This window comes from Microbulbifer taiwanensis (genome assembly GCF_014904815.1).
Taxonomy (GTDB): Bacteria; Pseudomonadota; Gammaproteobacteria; order Pseudomonadales; family Cellvibrionaceae; genus Microbulbifer; species Microbulbifer taiwanensis.
Window position 1 is genome coordinate 1 of the sequence record NZ_JACZFR010000013.1, and the last position, 19,850, is coordinate 19,850.

Annotated in this window: 21 protein-coding genes; 8 read left to right on the plus strand and 13 right to left on the minus strand. The window is 61.2% G+C overall.

The window, feature by feature from the left end; genetic code table 11:
* Positions 1-77: 77 nt before the first annotated feature.
* From IG627_RS04650 to coxB, 4 genes are read right to left on the minus strand one after another with little or no spacing between them, the layout of a single operon-like run.
* Positions 78-968, minus strand: a complete 891-nt coding sequence (locus IG627_RS04650; protein WP_193190451.1) for a cytochrome c oxidase subunit 3 — start codon at positions 966-968, stop codon at positions 78-80.
* 5 nt (positions 969-973) lie between these two features.
* On the minus strand, positions 974-1,546 hold the full coding sequence (locus IG627_RS04655) for a cytochrome c oxidase assembly protein (protein WP_193190453.1): 573 nt from the start codon (positions 1,544-1,546) through the stop codon (positions 974-976).
* 14 nt (positions 1,547-1,560) lie between these two features.
* A complete protein-coding gene (gene ctaD, locus IG627_RS04660) occupies positions 1,561-3,111 on the minus strand; it encodes a cytochrome c oxidase subunit I (protein ID WP_193190455.1) in 1,551 nt (516 codons plus the stop codon).
* 11 nt (positions 3,112-3,122) lie between these two features.
* Positions 3,123-4,268, minus strand: a complete 1,146-nt coding sequence (gene coxB / locus IG627_RS04665) for a cytochrome c oxidase subunit II (RefSeq protein WP_193190457.1) — start codon at positions 4,266-4,268, stop codon at positions 3,123-3,125.
* 573 nt (positions 4,269-4,841) lie between these two features.
* On the opposite strand from coxB, the gene IG627_RS04670 reads away from it, so the two are divergent.
* Together IG627_RS04670 and IG627_RS04675 are read left to right on the plus strand one after the other, a co-directional pair.
* Positions 4,842-6,176, plus strand: coding sequence for an MATE family efflux transporter (locus IG627_RS04670; RefSeq protein WP_226864725.1), 1,335 nt, complete (start codon positions 4,842-4,844; stop codon positions 6,174-6,176).
* Between the two features lie 117 nt (positions 6,177-6,293).
* Positions 6,294-6,953, plus strand: coding sequence for a hypothetical protein (locus IG627_RS04675; RefSeq protein ID WP_193190459.1), 660 nt, complete (start codon positions 6,294-6,296; stop codon positions 6,951-6,953).
* A gap of 142 nt (positions 6,954-7,095) precedes the next feature.
* Here the strand turns inward: IG627_RS04675 and IG627_RS04680 are convergent, their stop codons facing one another.
* The 3 genes from IG627_RS04680 to IG627_RS04690 are packed head-to-tail and all read right to left on the minus strand — an operon-like array spanning position 7,096 to position 10,234.
* A complete protein-coding gene (locus IG627_RS04680) occupies positions 7,096-7,908 on the minus strand; it encodes a hypothetical protein (protein ID WP_193190461.1) in 813 nt (270 codons plus the stop codon).
* A 4-nt stretch (positions 7,909-7,912) separates the two neighbouring features.
* Positions 7,913-8,173, minus strand: coding sequence for a YheV family putative zinc ribbon protein (locus IG627_RS04685; protein ID WP_193190463.1), 261 nt, complete (start codon positions 8,171-8,173; stop codon positions 7,913-7,915).
* A 12-nt stretch (positions 8,174-8,185) separates the two neighbouring features.
* Complete coding sequence (locus IG627_RS04690; RefSeq protein WP_193190465.1) at positions 8,186-10,234, minus strand: M3 family metallopeptidase; 2,049 nt, start codon at positions 10,232-10,234, stop codon at positions 8,186-8,188.
* 65 nt (positions 10,235-10,299) lie between these two features.
* Here IG627_RS04690 and IG627_RS04695 point away from each other — a divergent pair, with 65 nt between their 5' ends.
* The 4 genes from IG627_RS04695 to IG627_RS04710 all read left to right on the plus strand — a co-directional run bounded on the left by IG627_RS04695 (position 10,300) and on the right by IG627_RS04710 (position 12,899).
* Complete coding sequence (locus tag IG627_RS04695) at positions 10,300-10,857, plus strand: gamma carbonic anhydrase family protein (RefSeq protein WP_193190467.1); 558 nt, start codon at positions 10,300-10,302, stop codon at positions 10,855-10,857.
* A gap of 23 nt (positions 10,858-10,880) precedes the next feature.
* Positions 10,881-11,795 (plus strand): LysR family transcriptional regulator, encoded by a 915-nt coding sequence (locus tag IG627_RS04700; RefSeq protein WP_193190469.1) that lies wholly within the window; start codon positions 10,881-10,883, stop codon positions 11,793-11,795.
* A gap of 63 nt (positions 11,796-11,858) precedes the next feature.
* Complete coding sequence (locus IG627_RS04705; protein ID WP_193190471.1) at positions 11,859-12,356, plus strand: DUF2938 domain-containing protein; 498 nt, start codon at positions 11,859-11,861, stop codon at positions 12,354-12,356.
* A 24-nt stretch (positions 12,357-12,380) separates the two neighbouring features.
* Positions 12,381-12,899: a hypothetical protein gene (locus IG627_RS04710; protein ID WP_193190473.1), complete on the plus strand. Its 519-nt coding sequence runs from the start codon at positions 12,381-12,383 to the stop codon at positions 12,897-12,899.
* Between the two features lie 27 nt (positions 12,900-12,926).
* Here IG627_RS04710 and IG627_RS04715 read toward each other — a convergent pair whose 3' ends face one another.
* The gene (locus IG627_RS04715; protein WP_193190475.1) at positions 12,927-13,814 is read right to left on the minus strand and encodes a LysR family transcriptional regulator ArgP; all 888 of its coding nucleotides are present in this window, start codon (positions 13,812-13,814) and stop codon (positions 12,927-12,929) included.
* 103 nt (positions 13,815-13,917) lie between these two features.
* Here IG627_RS04715 and IG627_RS04720 point away from each other — a divergent pair, with 103 nt between their 5' ends.
* Together IG627_RS04720 and IG627_RS04725 are read left to right on the plus strand one after the other, a co-directional pair.
* On the plus strand, positions 13,918-14,526 hold the full coding sequence (locus tag IG627_RS04720) for a LysE/ArgO family amino acid transporter (RefSeq protein ID WP_193190476.1): 609 nt from the start codon (positions 13,918-13,920) through the stop codon (positions 14,524-14,526).
* 182 nt (positions 14,527-14,708) lie between these two features.
* The gene (locus tag IG627_RS04725; RefSeq protein ID WP_193190478.1) at positions 14,709-16,139 is read left to right on the plus strand and encodes an MATE family efflux transporter; all 1,431 of its coding nucleotides are present in this window, start codon (positions 14,709-14,711) and stop codon (positions 16,137-16,139) included.
* A 1-nt stretch (position 16,140) separates the two neighbouring features.
* On the opposite strand, the gene IG627_RS04730 is transcribed toward IG627_RS04725, so the two are convergent.
* The 5 genes from IG627_RS04730 to IG627_RS04750 form a co-directional block, all read right to left on the minus strand.
* Positions 16,141-16,542 (minus strand): hypothetical protein, encoded by a 402-nt coding sequence (locus IG627_RS04730; protein ID WP_193190480.1) that lies wholly within the window; start codon positions 16,540-16,542, stop codon positions 16,141-16,143.
* A gap of 102 nt (positions 16,543-16,644) precedes the next feature.
* Entirely contained in the window at positions 16,645-17,757 is a 1,113-nt protein-coding gene (locus IG627_RS04735; protein ID WP_193190482.1) for a 5-(carboxyamino)imidazole ribonucleotide synthase, read from the minus strand.
* A gap of 46 nt (positions 17,758-17,803) precedes the next feature.
* Positions 17,804-18,295: a 5-(carboxyamino)imidazole ribonucleotide mutase gene (purE, locus tag IG627_RS04740; protein ID WP_193190484.1), complete on the minus strand. Its 492-nt coding sequence runs from the start codon at positions 18,293-18,295 to the stop codon at positions 17,804-17,806.
* 261 nt (positions 18,296-18,556) lie between these two features.
* The gene (gene aroE, locus IG627_RS04745) at positions 18,557-19,399 is read right to left on the minus strand and encodes a shikimate dehydrogenase (RefSeq protein ID WP_193190485.1); all 843 of its coding nucleotides are present in this window, start codon (positions 19,397-19,399) and stop codon (positions 18,557-18,559) included.
* The gene (locus tag IG627_RS04750) at positions 19,396-19,839 is read right to left on the minus strand and encodes a hypothetical protein (RefSeq protein WP_193190487.1); all 444 of its coding nucleotides are present in this window, start codon (positions 19,837-19,839) and stop codon (positions 19,396-19,398) included. The genes aroE and IG627_RS04750 overlap by 4 nt, the downstream gene beginning before the upstream one ends.
* Positions 19,840-19,850 lie beyond the last annotated feature (11 nt).

Genomic DNA, 19,850 nt, shown 5'->3' on the forward strand with positions numbered 1-19,850 from the left:
CATTTTGTGGGGGTGCCTCCCCCGCAGGCAAAAAAAGACCAGCCCCCTGCGGGCCAGCCTCCCACAGTGGAGCTCCGTCAGGAGCCCAGTACATAGACAAAGATAAACAGCCCCACCCAGACCACATCCACAAAATGCCAATACCAGCTGGCCGCCTCGAAGCCGAAGTGATCGTCCGGCTTGAAGTGGTGTGCTATCACCGAGCGCAGCAGCATGATCAGCAACATGATGGTGCCGAGGGTCACGTGGGCGCCGTGAAAACCGGTCAGCATAAAGAAGGTGGTGCCGTAGATACCGGATTCCAGGGTCAGGCCCAGATGTTTGTAGGCCTCGTAGTATTCCTCTGCCTGGAAGAACAGGAACAGTGCCCCCAGAGCTACGGTGACCGCCAGCCAGATATTGAAGGCCTGGCGCTTGTCCTTTTTGAGGAACACGTGGGCGAAGTGCACCGTCACGCTCGAGGACAGTAGTATGACGGTGTTCATGAGCGGCAAATGCCAGGGGTCAATAATGTCCTTGGGGCCGACAAATTTGGCCGCCTCGCCGTGGGCGGCGGCATCCGGAGTGACATAGAGAGGCCAGGTGTTTTCGAAACCCTGCCACAGCATATTGGAGCTGCCGCGGTCCCCCTCGCCGCCCAACCAGGGCAGTGCGAAGGTGCGGATATAGTAGAGGGCGCCGAAAAAGGCAGCGAAGAACATCACCTCGGAAAAAATAAACCAGCCCATACCCCAGACATAGGAGCGTTTCAGCTGCTCGCTGTTGAGGCCGGCCATATTTTCCCGGATGACAGCGGCAAACCAGAACCACAGCACCGTAGCCATGGCTAGGGCGCCGGCGAAGAAAATGTAGGAGCTGCCGCCATTGATCCAGCTGGCGGCGCCAAATGCAGTCAGGAAGAGACCGATGGTGGCAAAAATAGGCAGCCGGGACTGCTCGGGCACATAGTAGCTGCTTTCGGTGGCCATAGTATTTATCCCTCTCGCTCGGAGTCGGTATTTTTGTTATCCAAATTGGCAGAGACTCTTTCCGTGACATCGAACAGCGTATAGGAAAGGGTGATGGTATTGACGCCGGGAGGCAGATCCGGGTCAACGATAAAACGCAGTGGCAGCTCCGCACTTTCTCCCGCCTTCAATATCTGCTGGTTAAAGCAGAAGCACTCGGTCTTGTGAAAGTATGCCGCCGCCTTGAAAGGCACCAGGCTGGGTATTGCCTGGCCGACCATATCCCGATCCGTGGGATTGGCAGCCATGAATACGGTATCCATTACTTCGCCCGGGTGCACCTTGACTGAGACTACGCTGGGCCTGAACTGCCAGGGCATATTTTCGTTGTTGCTGGCGACGAACTGCACCGTGACCAGCCTGTCGCTGTCCACCGCGGCCGGCACCGCTTCATACTTGCTGCCGGTCTTGCCGTTCAATCCGGTGATTTCGCAGAAGGCGTCGTAGAGCGGCGGCATCACGAAAATCGCAAACACCAGCATACTGGCGGCGAGCGCCAGCAGTCTGGTGGCTATTTTTGCGTTTTCACTCAGCCGCATCTGCCAACTCCCCACTAGCGGACTGCGGGCGGCGTGCTGAAAGTGTGATAGGGCGCTGGCGACGGCACCGTCCACTCCAGGCCTTCCGGGTTATCCCACACCTCGTCGCTGGCCTTACTGCCGCCTTGTACCGTGCGGATCACATTGAACAGGAAGACGATCTGCGCGGCGCCAAACAGAAAGGCGCCCACGCTGGCGATCTGGTTGAAGTCGGCAAACTGCAGCGCGTAATCCGGAATACGACGCGGCATGCCGGCCAGGCCGACGAAGTGCATCGGGAAGAAGGTTACATTCAGGCCGATAAACGCCAGCCAGAAGTGCACCTTGCCCATGGATTCGTTGTACATGTTGCCGGTCCACTTTGGCAGCCAGTAGTAGACGCCGGCGGTGATCGAGAAGATGGCCCCGGGCACCAGTACATAGTGGAAGTGGGCCACTACAAAGTAGGTGTCGTGATACTGGAAGTCCGCCGGCGCTATTGCCAGCATCAGGCCGGAGAAGCCGCCGATGGTAAACAGGATCACGAAAGCAATCGAGAAGAGCATCGGTGTTTCAAAGGACATGGCACCGCGGAACATGGTGGTGACCCAGTTGAATACCTTTACCCCGGTGGGTACGGCGATCAGCATGGTGGCGTACATAAAGAAGAGTTCGCCGGCGATCGGCATGCCCACGGTGAACATATGGTGCGCCCAGACGATAAAACTCAGGAAGGCGATGGAAGCCGTCGCGTATACCATGGAGCTATAGCCGAACAGCGGCTTGCGCGCAAAAGTGGGGATGATCGCCGACACTATACCGAAGGCCGGCAGGATCATGATGTACACCTCAGGGTGACCGAAGAACCAGAACACATGCTGGAAGAGTACCGGGTCACCACCGCCGGCGGCGCTGAAGAAGCTGGTACCAAAGTGGATATCCATCAGCATCATGGTCACCACGCCGGCCAGTACCGGCATTACCGCGATCAGCAGGTAGGCGGTGATCAGCCAGGTCCACACAAAAAGCGGCATCTTCATCAATGTCATGCCCGGTGCGCGCATATTGAGGATGGTGGCGATGATATTGATCGCCCCCATAATCGAGCTGGCGCCCATGATATGAATGGAGAAGATGAAGAAGGTCACGCTCGGCGGCGCATACTCAGTGGAGAGCGGGGCGTAGAAGGTCCAACCGAAGTTGGGCGCACCGCCCTCCATAAACAGGGTGGATACCAGCATCGCAAAGGCGAAGGGCAGTATCCAGAAGCTCCAGTTGTTCATGCGCGGCAGCGCCATATCCGGAGCGCCGATCATCATCGGGATCATCCAGTTGGCGAGGCCGACGAAGGCCGGCATCACCGCTCCGAACACCATGATCAGGCCATGCATGGTGGTCATCTGATTAAAGAACTCCGGCTGCACTATCTGCAGGCCGGGCTCGAACAGTTCTGCGCGTATCACCAGCGCCATGCAGCCGCCGAGCAGAAACATCGCGAAGCTGAACCACAGGTACATGGAGCCGATGTCCTTGTGGTTGGTGGTGTAGAGCCACCGCTTGAATCCGGGTTGCGGACCGTGTGCCATGACCAGTTCCTCTACTGCTTATTCTTGAAATTGAGAATGTCGATGGGCTGCACGGTGTCGCCCATGTCGTTGCCGAAGGCATTGCGCTGATAGGTAATCACCGCGGCCAGGTCCACCTCGGACAATTGCGGACCAAAGGCCTGCATTGCCGGATTATTCGGCGAGCCGTGAATCACCATGCTCAGGTGAGCGTCCAGAGGTCCCATAGCGACCTTGGAGCCGGCGATGGCCGGGAACACACCGGGAACGCCCTGGCCGTTCGGCTGGTGGCAGGCAGCACAGGCGCGGTTGTAGACCTTTTCGCCCTGGGCGAAGAGCTCGTCGAAGGTGAAGGTCTTCTCGGTGAGCGCCTTCATCTTCGCCGTGGACTCAGCGCGCTCACCCAACCAGGAATCGTATTCTGCCTGGGGCACAGCCTTGACCACGATCGGCATAAAACCGTGGTCCTTGCCGCACAACTCGGCGCACTGGCCGCGGTAGAGACCCGGCTCGTCGATACGGGTCCAGGATTCATTGATAAAACCGGGGATAGCGTCCTTCTTTACCGCCAGTTCCGGCACCCACCAGGCGTGGATGACGTCATTGGCAGTGATCAGGAAGCGGATCTTCTTGCCCACCGGCACCACTAGCGGTTCATCTACCTCGAGCAGGTAATTGGCGCTCTTGGGTTGCTGGTTGTCGATCTGGGTGCGCGGGGTGGAGAGATTGGAGAAGAAGGAGACTTCGGAACCCAGGTAGTCGTATTTCCACTTCCACTGGTAGCCGGTGATCATGATATCCAGATCGGCTTCTTGTGTGTCGTAGATATCGTAGAGGGTCTTGGTGGCTGGAATCGCCATCAGGATCAGGATAATGGTGGGGACAATGGTCCACGCCAGCTCCACCGCAGTGCTCTCGTGGAACTGCGCCGCCTTGTAGCCCTTGCTCTTGCGGTGGCGCCACATGCTGTAGAACATCACCCCGAAAACCACTACACCTATGACCACGCAGATCCAGAAGATCAGCATATGCAGGTTGTAGGTGGTCTGGGCAACTTCCGTCACCCCCTGGGTCATATTGACCCCCCAGCGCTCGACCCCCTGTTCTTCCGCCAGCGCGGAGTGGGCGAACACCGTGGTGCCCGGCAAGGCGAACAGCCGATTGAAGCCTCTCAACATCGCCTACAGATCTCCGTGTCTTTGCAGGCCTCAAGCGAAACCCGCCATTATTTTTCTCGGCCGTCGGCCGCCACGGATAACTGGATTTCCCCACGACCGGAAACCGGCTGCGGGTAATTCCACACAAAAATTGTGGACATACTGTAGTAACACAAGACTACATACACTGGGCGGAGAGAAGCCTCCGCGATACTGCCGTCAGCGCAACTTGTTATTCTTAGTAAAAGATTTTTACTTCAGATGTCGTCGTCCGGGAGGTACAACCAACAACCTGTGTCTTTTTGTCGCATCTACTGCACGGGTAAAAGGAACATATTGCCGGCGAAAAGTCAATTAGCCCGCCAACCATAAACGCCCCCACCGCGAACCCCTCATTTGATTCACCAGATCACTTTGCAAGCATGTGCCAGTCACCGCATTCCGGTTGCGTCGGGCCGTGCAGGAAAAGCGGATGCGATAGAATTTATTACCGGCGCTTGGCGAGCCGGTCGCAATACCGGCCTTTGCCGAGCGGGATTGTGCATGCGGAGCACGGCCCCGGCCCCCGACCAATTCGATGTACCGAGATTTAGAATGCAGACGAAGACGCTCGAATCCCGACCCTACGCCCGCGTCTGGAGCCTGGCCTGGCCGATGATCCTGAGCAATATCTCGGTGCCCCTGCTCGGCGCCGTGGATACGGCAATTCTCGGCCATCTGCCCTCCCCCGAATACCTGTCCGGTGTCGCCATAGGCGCGAGCGTGATCTCGATGCTGCTGTGGGCCTTCGGCTTCCTGCGCATGGGCACCACCGGGTTGGTGGCGCGCAGCAACCACGGCGGAGAAGAATGGCTGTTGCGGGCGCTGCTGCTGGCACTGGTACTGGGACTTTTGCTGTTGCTGCTGGCCTCGCCACTGCTCGACCATATCGTGCGCTGGATGAATGCCAGCGCCGCCGCCGCACCGCAGGCGCTGGCCTATCTGCAGATTCGACTGCTGAGCGCGCCCCTGGCACTGGCCAATTTCGCGCTGCTGGGATTTTTCATCGGCCGCCAGGACAGCCGTGCGCCGCTGTTTATCCTGCTCGCCGCCAACCTGCTGAATATCGCCCTCGACTTCCTGTTTATCGTCGGTCTCGGTCTGGGTGCACGGGGCGCGGCCATGGCGACCGTCTGCGCGGATATCTGCGCTTTCCTGTTCGGCCTGCGCCTGCTCAGCCGCGTGAATGCGGATATCTGGCAGAGTATCGCCCGACAACTGCGCCGCGCGGACTTCTTTCCCCACCGCCGACCGGCCCCCTGGCTGGAGCTGCTGCGCATCAACGGCGACCTGTTTGTACGCACCTGCCTGCTGCTGCTGACCCTGACTTTCTTCACCGCCCAGGGCGCGGCCCAGGGCGATGCGGTTCTCGCGGCCAATGCGATACTGCTGCAGCTGCTGATGATGACCTCCTATGCTCTGGACGGTTTCGCCCACGCGACCGAGGCCCTGGTCGGCGAATCGGTGGCCAGGAAATCTCCGCGGCTTTTCCACTCCACAGTGCGCACCGCCAGCGTCTTGGCCCTGGGTAGCGCCGCGGCTGTAACCCTGCTGCTATTACTGGGGCGCACGCCAATTCTGGAACTGTTCACCGAAATCGAATCGGTACTCGAGCAGGGTCGGCAGGTTTACTGGTGGCTCTGCGCCCTGCCGCTGCTGGCGGTCTGGAGTTACCAGCTGGACGGGGTCTTTATCGGTGCGGGAAAAAGTCGGCAGATGCGCGATACCATGTTCGTGGCAACGGTGCTGGTTTTCTTCCCGGCTTGGTCGCTCACCCGCTCCTGGGGCAACCATGGCGTCTGGTTTAGCCTGTTTTTGTGGATTGGCGCACGCTCTTTGGGCTTGCTGATCTATTATCGCTACTACACTTTAGGCAAATCGTGGATGTAACTGGAGCAACGGTACCAATCATCTTCTTTTATCGTTAAGCAGTATTGCCTCAGCGCAGGTTAAGAGACAAATCAACGGAAAAGGGGATATCTCCGTTGGCATAATTGAGTGGTGGCGATGTACGACGACTATAAGTTGATGCAACAGTGCATCGACCGGGCCGTTACCCTCGAGCGTCACAAGGGACGCTTCCGACAGGCAATCCGGCACTCCCTGCCCAGGCTGCACCGCAGCATCTTTCTGCCACAGCGGGACCTTCCCCGTCATCTCACCTGTTTTGTCATTCGCTATATCCAGGTGGTCCCCGAGTGGTTGCAACAACTGGAACACTTGTGCGAAGCCGGGGGCCTGGACTTCGCCCCGGTACGTCAGGTCATTGGCCACAGTTTCAGCGAGCCACCGGAGAGGCACCCCGATCAGGTGGGACTGGCCGCGCTGTTGGACGACGCCTACCTGGCCCACCGCACGCTGGAAGAAATCAACGATCGGCTGCAGCCGGCCTGCGGCATGCCGCTGTTGCCGATGGATCCGCTGGTCGCAAACCTGGTAGTGCGGGAACTGCTCGGCGAGCGCTACGCCGGCGAGCTGGACGAAGTGAGCATCGCGCTGGGGGAGCGTTTCCGCGGCCAACAATTGTCCCCCAACAGCCTCGTGGACATGATCCTGTGCAGACAGCGCTTTATCGAAACCCCCGGTGTCTGGCCGGACTTCGCGCGCGAACTGGATATTAGTCTGCGGCCGCCGGTCGTAGAGTTCGATACCATGACGGTGCATTAACAGCGGTTTTCAAGTCATTTTCTGCGGGGGACTTTCGAATAATAATAAAATCAGGATGGGTAGGATTGAGCGGGCGCTGTTACGGTCGTTTGGTCAATAACAGTGCCCGCTCACTGTTTTTACTTGCGAGTACCTAAATAGCTCATTGTTGCCGTTGCACTATTTGCTTCCAGTTGGCAAAAAACTGGTTGTCGCCCTGCAAAATCGCGCTGTTCAGATTTTCAACTTCCCGCCGCAATCTGGCATCGTAGAAATACAGCCCGCCTCCGCGCAGACTATAGCCGCGGGGGTTGTCCGCCAGTACCTGATAGTACTTCTGAACCCGCCGCAGATGCGCATCCACCTGGCGTTTGGAAAAATTGCCGCGGCGATAGTAATCCAGAACCTCCGCATTGATTTCCTGCAATGCCCGCTCCCGGCTTTTCAGCGACAGGCCGCCACCGTTCAACAGGTTTTTGATATCCGTGCGCAGGTCCTGCATATAGTGATCTGCGGCCTGGGCGGAGACGTCGAGCCGGCCGATAATCCGCTGGCGCCGCCTCAGCGACCCGCGATCCTTGAGCGTGCGGGCATCGGTCATGTCCCGCGCGGCAAAGTCAGACAATGGACGGAATATGGTTCCGTGTTGCAGGTTGCTGTGCCGGGTCAATTTCTCGCAAATTGTAATGGCCTCCTGCCACTCCGCAAAAATTTCACCATCCAGCAGTTGCTGCGGCAACTGCGCCACCGATTCTTCCAGCTTGCGCTCCTGCTCCCGGTAAAATTCCGGTTGCGCACGCCAGTCATTGGCTTGCAGCCGGAACAGTGACAGCAGCCCCTGATTGACACAACTGGCGAGCAGGTGCGCCGTCTGTTGCCGCTGATGTTCGCGCAATTCGCGATAATGGTTCAGGCCGTATAGGGCCGCGATGGCAATCACCAGCACAAATGCCAGCAACGGATAGAGTTTTTTCACTGTTCTATTTATTTTTTGGTGGCTGAATAATTTTTACCGGTGCTTCCACTGTTTCCTCTTTGCGTGCCTCGCTTACCCGGGTTGCAATTTCCCGGGGTGACGACTGCAGGCGGATTTCGTCCTTGAATCCACAGGCGACACATTCGCGATAGTTCTTGTCGCCCTCGCGGTAGTTCACGATCCTGTCCATCTCACCGCACCGCGGGCACACGGCGCCGGCGATAAATCTCTTTTTCTGCGGTTTTTCTCTGTCGTCATTGATCATCTTGAGTACTGCTCAGCCGGGGTTGGTGTTCAGTTCGAGTTGCTCGATACCGGAGTGACGCAGCAGCGCATCTATTTTAGGTGTGCGGCCGCGAAATTCTGTGAACAGGTCCAGTGCGTCGCGACTGCCACCCTGCTCGAGAATGCTGCTCAGGAATCTCCCGCCGGTGGCGGAATCGAAGATGCCGTTTTCCTCGAACAGGGAAAAGGCATCCGAAGACAGTACTTCGGCCCACTTGTAGCTGTAGTAACCCGCCGCGTAGCCACCGGCGAAGATATGGCTGAAGCCGTGCTGGAAGCGGTTCTCCTCTGCCACTGGCACCACCGCCAGCTGCGCGCGCACCTCGTCGAGCAGCTGTTGAATTGCCGCGGCGCTGGCGCCGCGCGCAAGACAATGCAGCTTGAAGTCGAATAGCGCGAACTCCAACTGGCGCACAGTGAACATGGCCGACTGGAAATTCCTCGCCGCCAGCATCTTGTCCAGCAGTGCCTGCGGCAGCGGCTCACCGGTTTCAAAATGCCCCGAGATCATCGCTATCGCCTCGGGCTGCCAGCACCAGTTCTCCAGGAACTGGCTCGGCAGTTCCACCGCATCCCAGGCCACGCCATTGATACCGGAAACCGCGGCCACGTCTACCCGGGTCAGCATATGGTGCAGGCCGTGGCCGAACTCGTGGAACAGAGTGGTGACTTCGTAGTGGGTCAGCAGGGATGGCTTGCCAGCGACGGGAGATGAAAAGTTACACACCAGATAGGCTATCGGCAGTTGCAGTCCGTCCGCTGTCTGGCGACGGGTGCTGACGCTGTCCATCCAGGCGCCGCCGCGTTTTTTCTCCCGCGCAAATGCATCCAGATAGAAACCGGCGATACGCTCGCCGCCGCGAGTCACCCAGAAGAACTGCACATCACCGTGCCAGCCGGGCACGCCGATGTCCGCCTCAACACGGATGCCAAAGAGTTTTTCCACCACGGCAAACAGCCCCGTCTGGACCTTCTCGTAGGGGAAATAGGGGCGCAGCGCCTCCTGGCTGAGCGCGTAGCGTTCCTGCTTGAGCTTTTCCGCCGCCCAGGCGATGTCCCAGGGCCGTAGCCGATCCAATCCGAGTTTTTCCGCAGCGAATTCCTGCAACTGGTCAAATTCCTGTTGCGCGGCCGGCCTCGACCGCGCCGCCAGGTCGTTGAGGAATTCCAGCACCCTGTCATTATCCTGCGCCATTTTGCTGGCCAGGGACAGTTCGGCGTAGTTCGCCATACCCAACAGCATCGCCTGCTCGGCGCGCAGATGCAGTATCTCCTCCATCACCGCAGAGTTGTCGAACTCGCAACCGTTGGGGCCGGTTTCCGACGCGCGACTGACGAAGGCCTTGTGCACCTCCTCGCGCAACTCCCGGTTGTCGGCGTGGGTCATTACCGCCAGGTAGCTGGGCCCCTCCAGGGTGAGCAGCCAGCCGTCGAGCGCCTTCGTCTCGGCGGCGGCCTTTGCTGCGGCCAGGGCGGTCTGCGGCAGGCCGGACAGCTCTGCCTCATCCTCTGTATGCCAGGTCCAGGCGCTGGTGGCATCGAGTACATTGTTGGCGAAGCGGCTCGACAGCTCCGCCAGGCGACGGCTGTTGGCGGCAAACCTGTCGCGATCCTCGCCCTCGAGGGCGACGCCACTCAATATGAAATCCCGCAGACCCAGCTCCACTGCTTTTCGCCGCGCCTGTGGCCAGCTGGCAAACTCGGGGGCCTCGGCCAGCTGCTGGTAGAGTTTATAGAGATCGCGATTCTGCCCCAGCTCTGTCCAGTAAGCGGTCACCCGGGCCAGGGCCGCCTCGTAGGGGGCGCGCCAGGGGCCACTGAGCACGCTGTTCAGGTGGCTGACCGGGGAAAAGGCGCGGTTGAGCCTGTCCTGCGCTTCTTCGAGCGGTGCCAGGGTACTGTCCCAGCCCGGCTCTTGCAGCCCTTCCTTTAGCTGCGCCCGGCATTGATCGATCAGTTCGGCGATGGCCGGCTCTACATGCTCCGGCTGCAGCCGGTCGAAGGGGGGCAGCAGCGGCAGATCTAACAGCGGATTGGACATACAACACCCTGTGCTCAGAATTGGTTAAGGCTATGATAGGAGACCGATTGTACAGGAGGTTGACCATGTCCCCACTTCGCACCCACGGCAATGGCGATAGCGAAAAATCCCCCCGGCTCGGCAATGGCGTCTTTATCGATCCGCAGTCCGCGGTGATCGGCGATGTGACCCTGGGCGACGACAGTTCCGTTTGGCCCATGGCGGTGGTGCGCGGCGACATGCACCGGATTGAGATAGGCGCGCGCACCAGCGTGCAGGATGGCGCCGTGCTGCATATCACCCACGCCGGCCCTTTCAACGAACACGGCTGGCCGCTGGTCATCGGCGACGACGTCACCATCGGCCACAAGGCCTGTCTGCACGGCTGCACCGTCGGCAACCGGGTGCTGATCGGCATAGGCTCCATAGTGCTGGACGGCGCGGAGATCGAGGACGAGGTGGTGCTGGCCGCCGGCGCCCTGGTGCCGCCCGGAAAGAAACTGGAGAGCGGCTACCTCTATGTGGGCGCTCCCTGCAGACAGGCGCGCCCCCTTTCGGACAGGGAGAGGGCCTTCTTCCGCTACTCCGCCGACAATTACGTGAAACTGAAGAACCAGTATCTGACCGAGCACGAGCAGCCCTGATTTTCCCCGCCCGAGAACCCTCGATGATCAATCTCAACCTGGACCAGCTGCGCACCTTCGTCGCCGCCTGCGAGAAGGGCTCCTTCTCTGCGGTGGCGCGGGACATGGGGCGTGCCCAGTCGGCGGTCAGCACACAGATCCAGAACCTGGAGCTGGACCTGGGGCTGACGTTATTCGACCGCAGCGGCAAATACCCGCAGCCGACAGCGGAGGCCCAGGCACTGCTGCCACTGGCGCGACAGGCCATCGGCCAGTTGCGCCGCTTCCTGCAGGCGGCGGACTCCTACCAGAGCGGCGAGGAGCCGCTGCTGCGTATCGTTTTCGAAGAGCTGGTGATGCCGGACAAACTCAACGATATGCTGGCCGCCTTCGCCGAATGCTTTCCCCACACCCAGATCCGCGCCAGTACTGCCAGTGACGAGTGCGCCATAGGCCGCATCGCCGAGGGCGATGCGGATTTTGCCTTTGTCACCAACCGCGACCACTACCCGGATGAGGTGGATTTCAACAACCTGGGCCAGCAGCGCGTACTGACCCTGGCCTGCCCGGAGCATCCGCTGGCGCAGAAACCCGGCAGCTCCCTCAATGAGGCCGCCCAGTACCGCCAGCTGGTCGCGGCCTCGCCATCCTCCAGACGCCGCTGGCAACTGTCCCCGCAGACCTGGAGCAGCGACTCGCTGCTGCAGGCGCTGGACCTGGCCTGCAAGGGCGTCGGCTGGGTCAACGCCCCCTATGAGCTGGCGCGCCCCTTCCTGAAAAGCGGCAAGCTGGTAGAGCTGAACCTGAGCAATGCGCTCAGCGCCTGGAGTCTCGGTGTCGACCTGCTGTGGTCGGCGAAGACCCCCCAGGGTACCGCCGCGCGCTGGTTTGCGCGGGAGGCGCGACGCCTCTACGGCAACTATTACAGCCCACCTATCGAAACTACCGATAGAATCTAACTTTCTCCTATCGCTAACGTCACAGAAACTGTCCTCTCCATCGACTCGGGGAGGTATTGGCAGATGGGCGACCCACTGCAGTTTTTTGTCTATTCCGTAGCTATCGGCACAGGCGCCACGGCGGTCATGGACCTCTGGGCGCTGCTGCGCCTGCGCCTCTTTGGCGTGCCATCGCTGGACTGGGCCATGGTCGGGCGCTGGCTCGGCCATATACCCCACGGCCGTTTTGTGCACGCGGGCATCGGCGCCGCCGCGGACGTGCCCGGCGAGCGCGCCATCGGCTGGATCGCCCACTACGCCATCGGCATTCTTTTCGCGGCACTGTTGCTGTCGATCTGTGGTCCCGACTGGGTCCGGCAGCCGACCCCGTTGCCGGCCCTGGTTTTCGGGCTGGTCACCGTGGCTGCGCCCTTTTTCATCATGCAGCCGGCCCTGGGTGCCGGCGTAGCCGCCGCCAGAACGCCGAATCCCCAGCGGGCCCGCATCAACAGCCTGCTCACCCACGGGGTTTTCGGCCTGGGTCTCTACCTGTCGGCGCTGCTGCTGCAGAAACTGATTTAATCCAAACTGAGAGGAGTCATAGCCATGACCAAAGAACAGCACCTGCAGGAACTGGACACCTTCTCCCGGCGCTATCGCTACGATATGGACTACCTTAAGGAATTTCTGCTGAGCTCGCCGGAGGGCTTCGAGAAGTTTGCCAACTTCCGTCCACTCTCCTACCACCGGGAGTTTCTGCCGCTGGACATCTACTGGGTGAGCAAACTGGCGGCGATGCAGGTGGCCGACTGCGGCGAGTGCCTGCAGCTCAACGTGCGCATGGCGCTGGAGGCGGATATCGACAAGTCCGTCGTGCAGGCCTGCCTTCAGGGCGGCAGCCGCCTGCCGGAAAACCTCAAGGATATCTTCGATTTCGCTACGGCGGTGGCCTGCTATCGCAATGTCGACCCGCTGCTGGAAGAGCGTATCGACGCGCAATTGAATAAACGCCAGCGTATCGAGCTGGGTGTCTGTGTCGCCACCGCTTCCGTCTACCCGACCATCAAGCGGGCCATGGGATTCACACAGCGTTGCAGCCTGGTGGAAATCGAGTTCGCGGCCTGACACAAAGCCATTGGCACGGCCGCCGGCTCAGGGTACCAACAGTTTTGCGGCGGTCGCGACAAGCTGGCCGGTCAACTCGGCCAGCAGTTCGCCGCCGTTGCGCCAGTGGTGCCAGTAGAGCGGCACATCCAGCGAGCGGCCCGGCAGCAGCTCCACCAGTTCACCGCTGGCCAGCTCGTCGACCACCTGCAACTCCGGCACCAGTCCCCAGCCGAGGCCCCTCGATGTGAGTTGGACAAAACCTTCGGAGGAGGGGCACAGGTGATGGGAGAATGTCCCCTCGATACCCTGTGATTCCAGGTAGCGATGCTGGAGATAGTCATCCGGCCCGAAGACGATGGCGGGACTGCGGGCCAGTGCCTCGGGAGTCACCCCGGCGGGAAAATGCCGGGCAATAAACCCGGGGCTGGCCAGCGCCCGGTAGCGCATGGCTCCCAGCGCAATGCTGCGCGCGCCGGCTACCGGTCTCTCCACTGCGCAGACGCAGGCCGCCACTTCGCCGGCGCGCATGCGTTTGAGTCCCACTGCCTGGTCCTCCACCACCAGGTCCAACAGCACCTGGCGTTCGGTGCAGAAACCGGCCACCGCCTGCGCCCACCAGGTGGCGAGGCTGTCGGCATTGATCGCGATACGCAGGCGCTCCGGCTGATCGCCCTCGTCGAGGGCCGGAACCTGCCCTCTCAGGTCGCGCTCCAGCAGGCGTACCTGCTGTACGTGATTGAGCAGGCGCCGGCCCAGATCAGTGGGCTGCGGCGGTGTGGCCCGCACCAGCACCGGCTGGCCTACGCGCGCCTCCAACAGCTTGATGCGCTGCGATACCGCCGACTGCGACAGGCCCAGCGCCAGCGCAGCGCGCTCGAAACCCGCCTGCTCCACCACCGCCGCGAGCGCGGAGAGTAGCTTGTAGTCGAACATATCGATTTCTCTAATATCTGATCAGCAGAATTTGTTTATCTTATATCAGCTCGCCGGGCAGACTCGCCAGCATTTCCGATATCCGAGAGGGAGAGACAAGGAGATGTGGCAGAGTTACTTCAACGGCATGCTGGTCGGCGGCGGACTGATCATCGCCATCGGCGCGCAGAATGCCTTCGTCCTGGCCCAGAGCCTGCGCCGTGAACACCACCTGCTGGTGGCCACCCTGTGCGTGGCCTGTGATGCGATGCTGATCGCCGCCGGTGTCTTCGGCCTGGCCGCCCTGTTGCTGCAAAGCCCGCTACTGCTGGCCATTGCGCGCTGGGGCGGCGCGGCTTTCCTGCTCTGCTACGGACTGGGTGCACTGCGCCGGGCCGTGCACCCGGGGGGGCTGCAGCAGGCCGAGTCGACTGCGCCGCGGCCGCGCCATGCGGTACTGCTCACCGCGCTGGCGGTGACCCTGCTCAACCCCCATGTCTACCTGGATACAGTACTGCTGATCGGGTCCCTCGGTGCCCAGCAGGTCGATCCGGGCGCCTACGCGCTGGGCGCCGCCAGCGCCTCCCTGACCTGGTTCTTTGCGCTCGCCATCGGTGCAGCCTGGCTCTCCCCCTGGCTGGCGCGCCCGGCCACCTGGCGCCTGCTCGATCTGGCTGTGGCCGCCATGATGTTCGGTGTGGCCGCGCAGTTGCTCTTCGATAGCGGAGCATAATCGCGAATGAAAACCGGCGGACCCGGTAGGGGGACTTGACCCCGGACACAAAGACGGCTTAAGTCTCCCGACCTGGAGCTGTCGATAGCCACGTTTCAGATTCGACCAGTCCTTATCCCCTCGGGATTCCGCCCGGAGGTATTTCACCAGTTTTACCCGGACAACCCGGTGGATTCCCGACCATGACCGAACCCAGCGCCCTCCCCACCAATGCAGCCCCCGCAGCCGCACGCTCCCTGTGGCGCGAACTAGTGGACGCTATTCGCGGCACCGAGGCGGACTACACCCGTATCGGCATGCGCCGCGCCGTATTCCTGCTGGCAGTGCCCATGGTGCTGGAACTGGTCATGGAGGCCACCTTCGCGGTGGTGGACATCTACTTCGTAGGCAAGCTCGGTGCCTCGGCAGTGGCCACCGTGGGCCTGACCGAGACCTACCTGTTCCTGCTCTACGCCATCGGTATAGGTCTCGCCACAGCCGTCACCGCCCTGGTCGCGCGGCGCGTCGGCGAGAAAAAGAGCGCCGACGCAGGTCTCGCCGCAGTCCAGGCGATTTTTATTGCGCTGCTGGTTTCGGTGCCGTTTGCGCTCGCCGGCATCTTTTACGCCAGGGAATTGCTGGCACTGATGGGCGCGGATGCCTGGGCGCTTGAGGAGGGATACCGGTACACCCAGTGGATGCTGGGCGGCAACGCCGTGATCATGCTGCTGTTCGTGATCAATGCCGTCTACCGCGGTGCCGGGGATGCAGCCATCGCCATGCGCGTATTGTGGATCGCCAACGGCATCAATATGCTGCTCGACCCCATTTTGATTTTCGGTCTGGGGCCGATTCCGGCCATGGGTATAGAGGGCGCCGCCATTGCCACCAATATCGGCCGCAGTGTGGGCGTCGCCATGCAATTGTGGATTCTCTTCCGCGGCGGCAAGCATATCCGCGCTTTCGGCTCACAGCTGGTGTGGGATGCCAAAGTGGCACTGGAAATTGTGCGCACGTCACTCGGCGGCATCGGCCAGATGATCGTGGCCATGACTTCGTGGATATTCCTGATGCGGATCCTCGCCGAAGTGGGCAACGATGCCGTCGCCGGGGCCACCATCGCCGTGCGTATCATGATGTTTACGCTGATGCCGGCCTGGGGCCTGTCGAACGCCGCCGCCACCCTGGTTGGCCAGAACCTGGGTGCCGGGCAGCCGGCCCGCGCCGAGTCCTCCGTGTGGCTGATCGGCCTCTATAACATGGTCTTCCTGCTCGGCGTCTCGGTGGCCTATTTCCTCTACTACGAGCAGCTGATGGGCATTTTCACCGCGGACGCGGCGGTGATCACCATCGGCGGCGAGTGGCTGCGGATTCTCTCCTACTCCTATTTCGTCTACGGCTGGTGGATGGTGTCGGTGCAGGCATTCAACGGCGCCGGCGACACCGCCACCCCCACCAAGATCAACCTGGTGTTCTTCTGGCTGATCCAGATACCGCTGTGCTGGTACCTTGCGGTGCCGCTGGACTGGCAGCACTCCGGCGTCTTCTGGGGCGTATTCGTCACCGAGACTTGTGTGGGGCTGTTTACCCTGTGGCTCTTCTCCCGCGGCAGCTGGAAAAGCCGCGAGCTGTAACTTATCTGCCCTGGGCGCGCAACAGGCCGGAGGCGGCTATGCCGCCGAGGCCACAGGCGAGAATGATCACCAGCGGCGTCAGCATGCCCAGGGCCACGGCGCCGGGACCCAGACCGCGCATCGGCAGCAGCAGCAACAGTAGAATGCCGGCGGGAATCAGCGACAGGAAAAAACCGCGCGCCAGCCAGGACCTGCGCCAGGGCAGCAGGAAAATCAGACCGCAGATGCCGCCCCAGACGATGCGCTGGTAGAGGTAGGCGTTGGAGAGATAGGGGGCAATATCGACCCCGAGCCAGCGGGTAAAACCGTAGTGGCCCATGGCCCAGAGGCCCAGCGCATAGGCCAGTCCGGCAAGGCAGCCAGCGGCAAAACAGACAGAAAGGTTTTTAACAAATTCTCGCACCGATACCTCCTTTTATTGTCCCCCACCGGGCAATAACCCGGCGGGGCAAACGGGCATCAGTATGCCAGATCTCGCGGTAAGGACCGCGAACGAGATTCAAACTCAGGCGGGTCTTTTGGACGGACCGTAGAGTTCTTCCAGCATGCTGTCGATACGCGTGGCCAGCGCTTCCTGGGAGTCGTCCAGCAGAATCACATGTCCCATCTTGCGCCCGGGGCGCAGGGCCTTGCCGTAGGACCAGACACCCTCGTTGGGCAGTGCCGGCTTCTTGTCGACGCCGAGCATATTGATCATCACCGCCGGGCGCTCGCAGTGGGTCTCCCCCAGGGGCATACCGAGAATCGCGCGCACATGATTGGCAAACTGGCTGGTTTCCGCACCGGCGAGAGTCCAGTGACCGCTGTTGTGCACTCGCGGTGCCAGCTCGTTGATCAGCAGACCATCTTCGGTGACGAAGCACTCCATGGCCAGCACGCCCACATAGTCCCAGGCGTTCATCAGTTTCGCCAGGTATTCCTCGGCGGTGTGCTGCAGTTCTTCGCTGACATGCGGCGCCGGCGCCGTGGAAACCAGCAGTGTGCCTCGGTAGTGATCGTTTTCCGCCAGTGGATAGGTCGCCACTTTTCCGTCTGCGGTGCGGGCGCCGATCAGGGAGACTTCGCGGGAGAAGTTTACCCCCTGCTCTACCACGTATTCCTGTTCGGGCACGCCGGCGATGGCAGCCAGGTCTTCATCACTATCGACCCGCCACTGGTTCTTGCCGTCATAGCCGTGTTCACAGCTTTTGATAAACGACGGATAACCGAGTTGCTGAACTGCCGCGCAGATCTCGTCGTAGTTATTGGCGGGCAGGAAAGGGGCCACCGGCAGGCCGACCGCGGTGATCGCAGTTTTTTCCCGCACGCGGTGCTGGGTTGTCTCGAACGCATCCGGGCGCGGGTAGACGGGACAGAACTTTTCCAGCGCCCGCAGCAGCGCCACCGACACCTGTTCGCGCTCGGCGGTGATGACTTCGGGGCTGCCCATGGCGCGGTAGAGCGATTCGATATCATCGCCTTCCCGTGCGTGCACGACGCTACCCAGCCCGTCCACACAGCCGGTGTTCTCGTCGCCCTCGGCAAGGAAACTGAACTCGATACCCAGCGGGCGCGCCTCCTGGGCCATCATCTGCGCCAACTGGCCGCATCCCACAATGCCAACTCGCCTGACTGTCATCTCTGCTAAACCTCAATACTTGCCAACGGCGTTATTCCGGCAGACATCATTCAACGTCGAACGGGACACTTGCACTCTGGTTCTCGCGCCACGCGATCAGGCGCTGCTGCAGTTCCGCATCGGACACAGACAGCATCTGCGCCGCCAGCAGACCCGCGTTATAGGCTCCGGATGCACCCACCGCCTGGGTGGCAACGGCCACGCCCTTGGGCATCTGCACAATCGACAGCAGGCTGTCCATACCGGTCATAAACTTGCTCGCCACCGGTACGCCGATCACCGGCAGCGGGGTCAGCGCCGCGATCATGCCCGGCAGGTGGGCGGAGCCACCGGCCCCGGCAATAATGACCTTGGTGCCGCGCTCGTGTGCCTGGGTGGCGAACTCCACCATGCGCTGGGGCGTGCGGTGGGCCGAGACGACCGCGGTGGCAAAGGGAACCCCCAGTTCGGTGAGGGGTTTGGTCGCCATCTCCATGGTCGGCCAGTCGGACCGGGACCCCATCACTATGGTGACTTTTTCGAAGGGAAGCTCATTCACTTGCGGTTAACTCCAGTGTTTCACGCGCGCCGCAGCGGGGAAGAAATGGGTCTTGCCACAGGAAATGCCCGACCCGGCCCAAATTAAGGGGCGAGAGGATACCAAAACTCCGGGGAAAAGTACGCCGTACGGCACTTTGCGGTGTTTTCCACCGGTGGTTTCGACGGACCCGCAGCTCCAGGCAGGGGCCTGTTCACGCTAGGAACAATAGTCTGGCGAGACGGTCGCGGCACCTGCCGGTGACCGTTCGGTGGTGATGCGTCATCTGGCGCCAGCCTGGTGCTTGTCGCGCAGTTCCGCCCGCAGCATTTCCAGTACCGGCGCCACTGCCGGGCGCAGGCCCCGCCACAGGTAAAAGGCCTCCGCCGCCTGCCCTACCAGCATGCCCAGCCCATCGGCGGTCTCGGCGCCCAACTGCTCCGCCCAACGCATAAACGGCGTTGGCTCGGCGCCGTAGACCATATCGTAGGCCCAAGCCCCCGTCGCCAGCACAAGGGGCGACAGCGGCGGCAGTTCACCGGCAAGGCTGGCGGCGCTGGCATTGACCACCAGGTCAAAACCCGCCGGCACCGCGTCCAGTCCACTGGCGCTAATGGGGCCATAGCCGGAAAAATCCTGCACCAGCTGCTGTGCTTTTTGCGCTGTGCGATTGGCGATATGGATCTGCGCCGGCTTTTCCGCCAGCAGTGGCAGCAGGGCGCCGCGGGTGGCACCGCCGGCGCCCAACAACAGCAGCTTTCGATCCTCGATCGCCCAGCCCAGGTAATCTTTTATATCTGCGACCAGGCCGGCACCGTCGGTGTTGTCCCCGAGAAGGGTGCCATTCTGCTGTAACGCCAGGGTGTTGACTGCACCTGCGGCTCTGGCGCGCTCGGTGAGCGTGTCGGCAAACTCGCAGGCGTCCAGTTTGAACGGCAGGGTGACATTGAGGCCGCAACCACCGGCGGCGAAGAAATCCCGCGCGAAATCCGCGAAGCCGCCCTTTTCCACCAGCCGTTTTTCGTAGCGGATATCCTCACCTGTCTGCGCGGCGAAGGCGCCGTGAATACGCGGCGACAGCGAGTGGGCGATGGGGTTGCCGACTACCGCGTAACAGTCCGTCACTTCGCCACCCCCTGCGCGCGCACCGCGCCGCGAATTTTCGTGGTCTCGTCCACCAGGATAAGCCCGTCTATCTTCAACCCCTCCGCCAAGTCTGTGACCAGGTAGCGGGTGGTGGAGCTGTAGAGTTCCGCGCTCTTGGCACCCCGGGGCGTCAGCAGTGTCCAGTTCAGCGTTGCCATGCTGCTGTTGTCATTCAGCTCGATTACGTCGGTGACAGTGCCGACTATCTGGCTGACCTGGAGGCGGCGGTAGGCATTCAACAGCTTGGCCACCTGTCCCACGAACTCGTCCCTGGCCACTGCCTGCTTGCTGCCATCTTCGCGATAATAGTGCAGCGGGAAGCGGTAGAAGCCCGCAACCTGTTGCGCATCGCCAATCTCGAACTGGCGACGGTACTCGAGAAACAGCTTGTTGATATCTTCCAGTCGCGCCTTGTGCACAGCAGTCTCCC

Coding starts and splice junctions, on each gene's coding strand:
- IG627_RS04650 (WP_193190451.1), bottom strand. CDS start 968: ATGGCCACCGAAAGCAGCTACTATGTGCCCGAGCAGTCCCGGCTGCCT.
- IG627_RS04655 (WP_193190453.1), bottom strand. CDS start 1,546: ATGCGGCTGAGTGAAAACGCAAAAATAGCCACCAGACTGCTGGCGCTC.
- ctaD (WP_193190455.1), bottom strand. CDS start 3,111: ATGGCACACGGTCCGCAACCCGGATTCAAGCGGTGGCTCTACACCACC.
- coxB (WP_193190457.1), bottom strand. CDS start 4,268: ATGTTGAGAGGCTTCAATCGGCTGTTCGCCTTGCCGGGCACCACGGTG.
- IG627_RS04670 (WP_226864725.1), top strand. CDS start 4,842: ATGCAGACGAAGACGCTCGAATCCCGACCCTACGCCCGCGTCTGGAGC.
- IG627_RS04675 (WP_193190459.1), top strand. CDS start 6,294: ATGTACGACGACTATAAGTTGATGCAACAGTGCATCGACCGGGCCGTT.
- IG627_RS04685 (WP_193190463.1), bottom strand. CDS start 8,173: ATGATCAATGACGACAGAGAAAAACCGCAGAAAAAGAGATTTATCGCC.
- IG627_RS04690 (WP_193190465.1), bottom strand. CDS start 10,234: ATGTCCAATCCGCTGTTAGATCTGCCGCTGCTGCCCCCCTTCGACCGG.
- IG627_RS04695 (WP_193190467.1), top strand. CDS start 10,300: ATGTCCCCACTTCGCACCCACGGCAATGGCGATAGCGAAAAATCCCCC.
- IG627_RS04700 (WP_193190469.1), top strand. CDS start 10,881: ATGATCAATCTCAACCTGGACCAGCTGCGCACCTTCGTCGCCGCCTGC.
- IG627_RS04705 (WP_193190471.1), top strand. CDS start 11,859: ATGGGCGACCCACTGCAGTTTTTTGTCTATTCCGTAGCTATCGGCACA.
- IG627_RS04710 (WP_193190473.1), top strand. CDS start 12,381: ATGACCAAAGAACAGCACCTGCAGGAACTGGACACCTTCTCCCGGCGC.
- IG627_RS04715 (WP_193190475.1), bottom strand. CDS start 13,814: ATGTTCGACTACAAGCTACTCTCCGCGCTCGCGGCGGTGGTGGAGCAG.
- IG627_RS04720 (WP_193190476.1), top strand. CDS start 13,918: ATGTGGCAGAGTTACTTCAACGGCATGCTGGTCGGCGGCGGACTGATC.
- IG627_RS04725 (WP_193190478.1), top strand. CDS start 14,709: ATGACCGAACCCAGCGCCCTCCCCACCAATGCAGCCCCCGCAGCCGCA.
- IG627_RS04735 (WP_193190482.1), bottom strand. CDS start 17,757: ATGACAGTCAGGCGAGTTGGCATTGTGGGATGCGGCCAGTTGGCGCAG.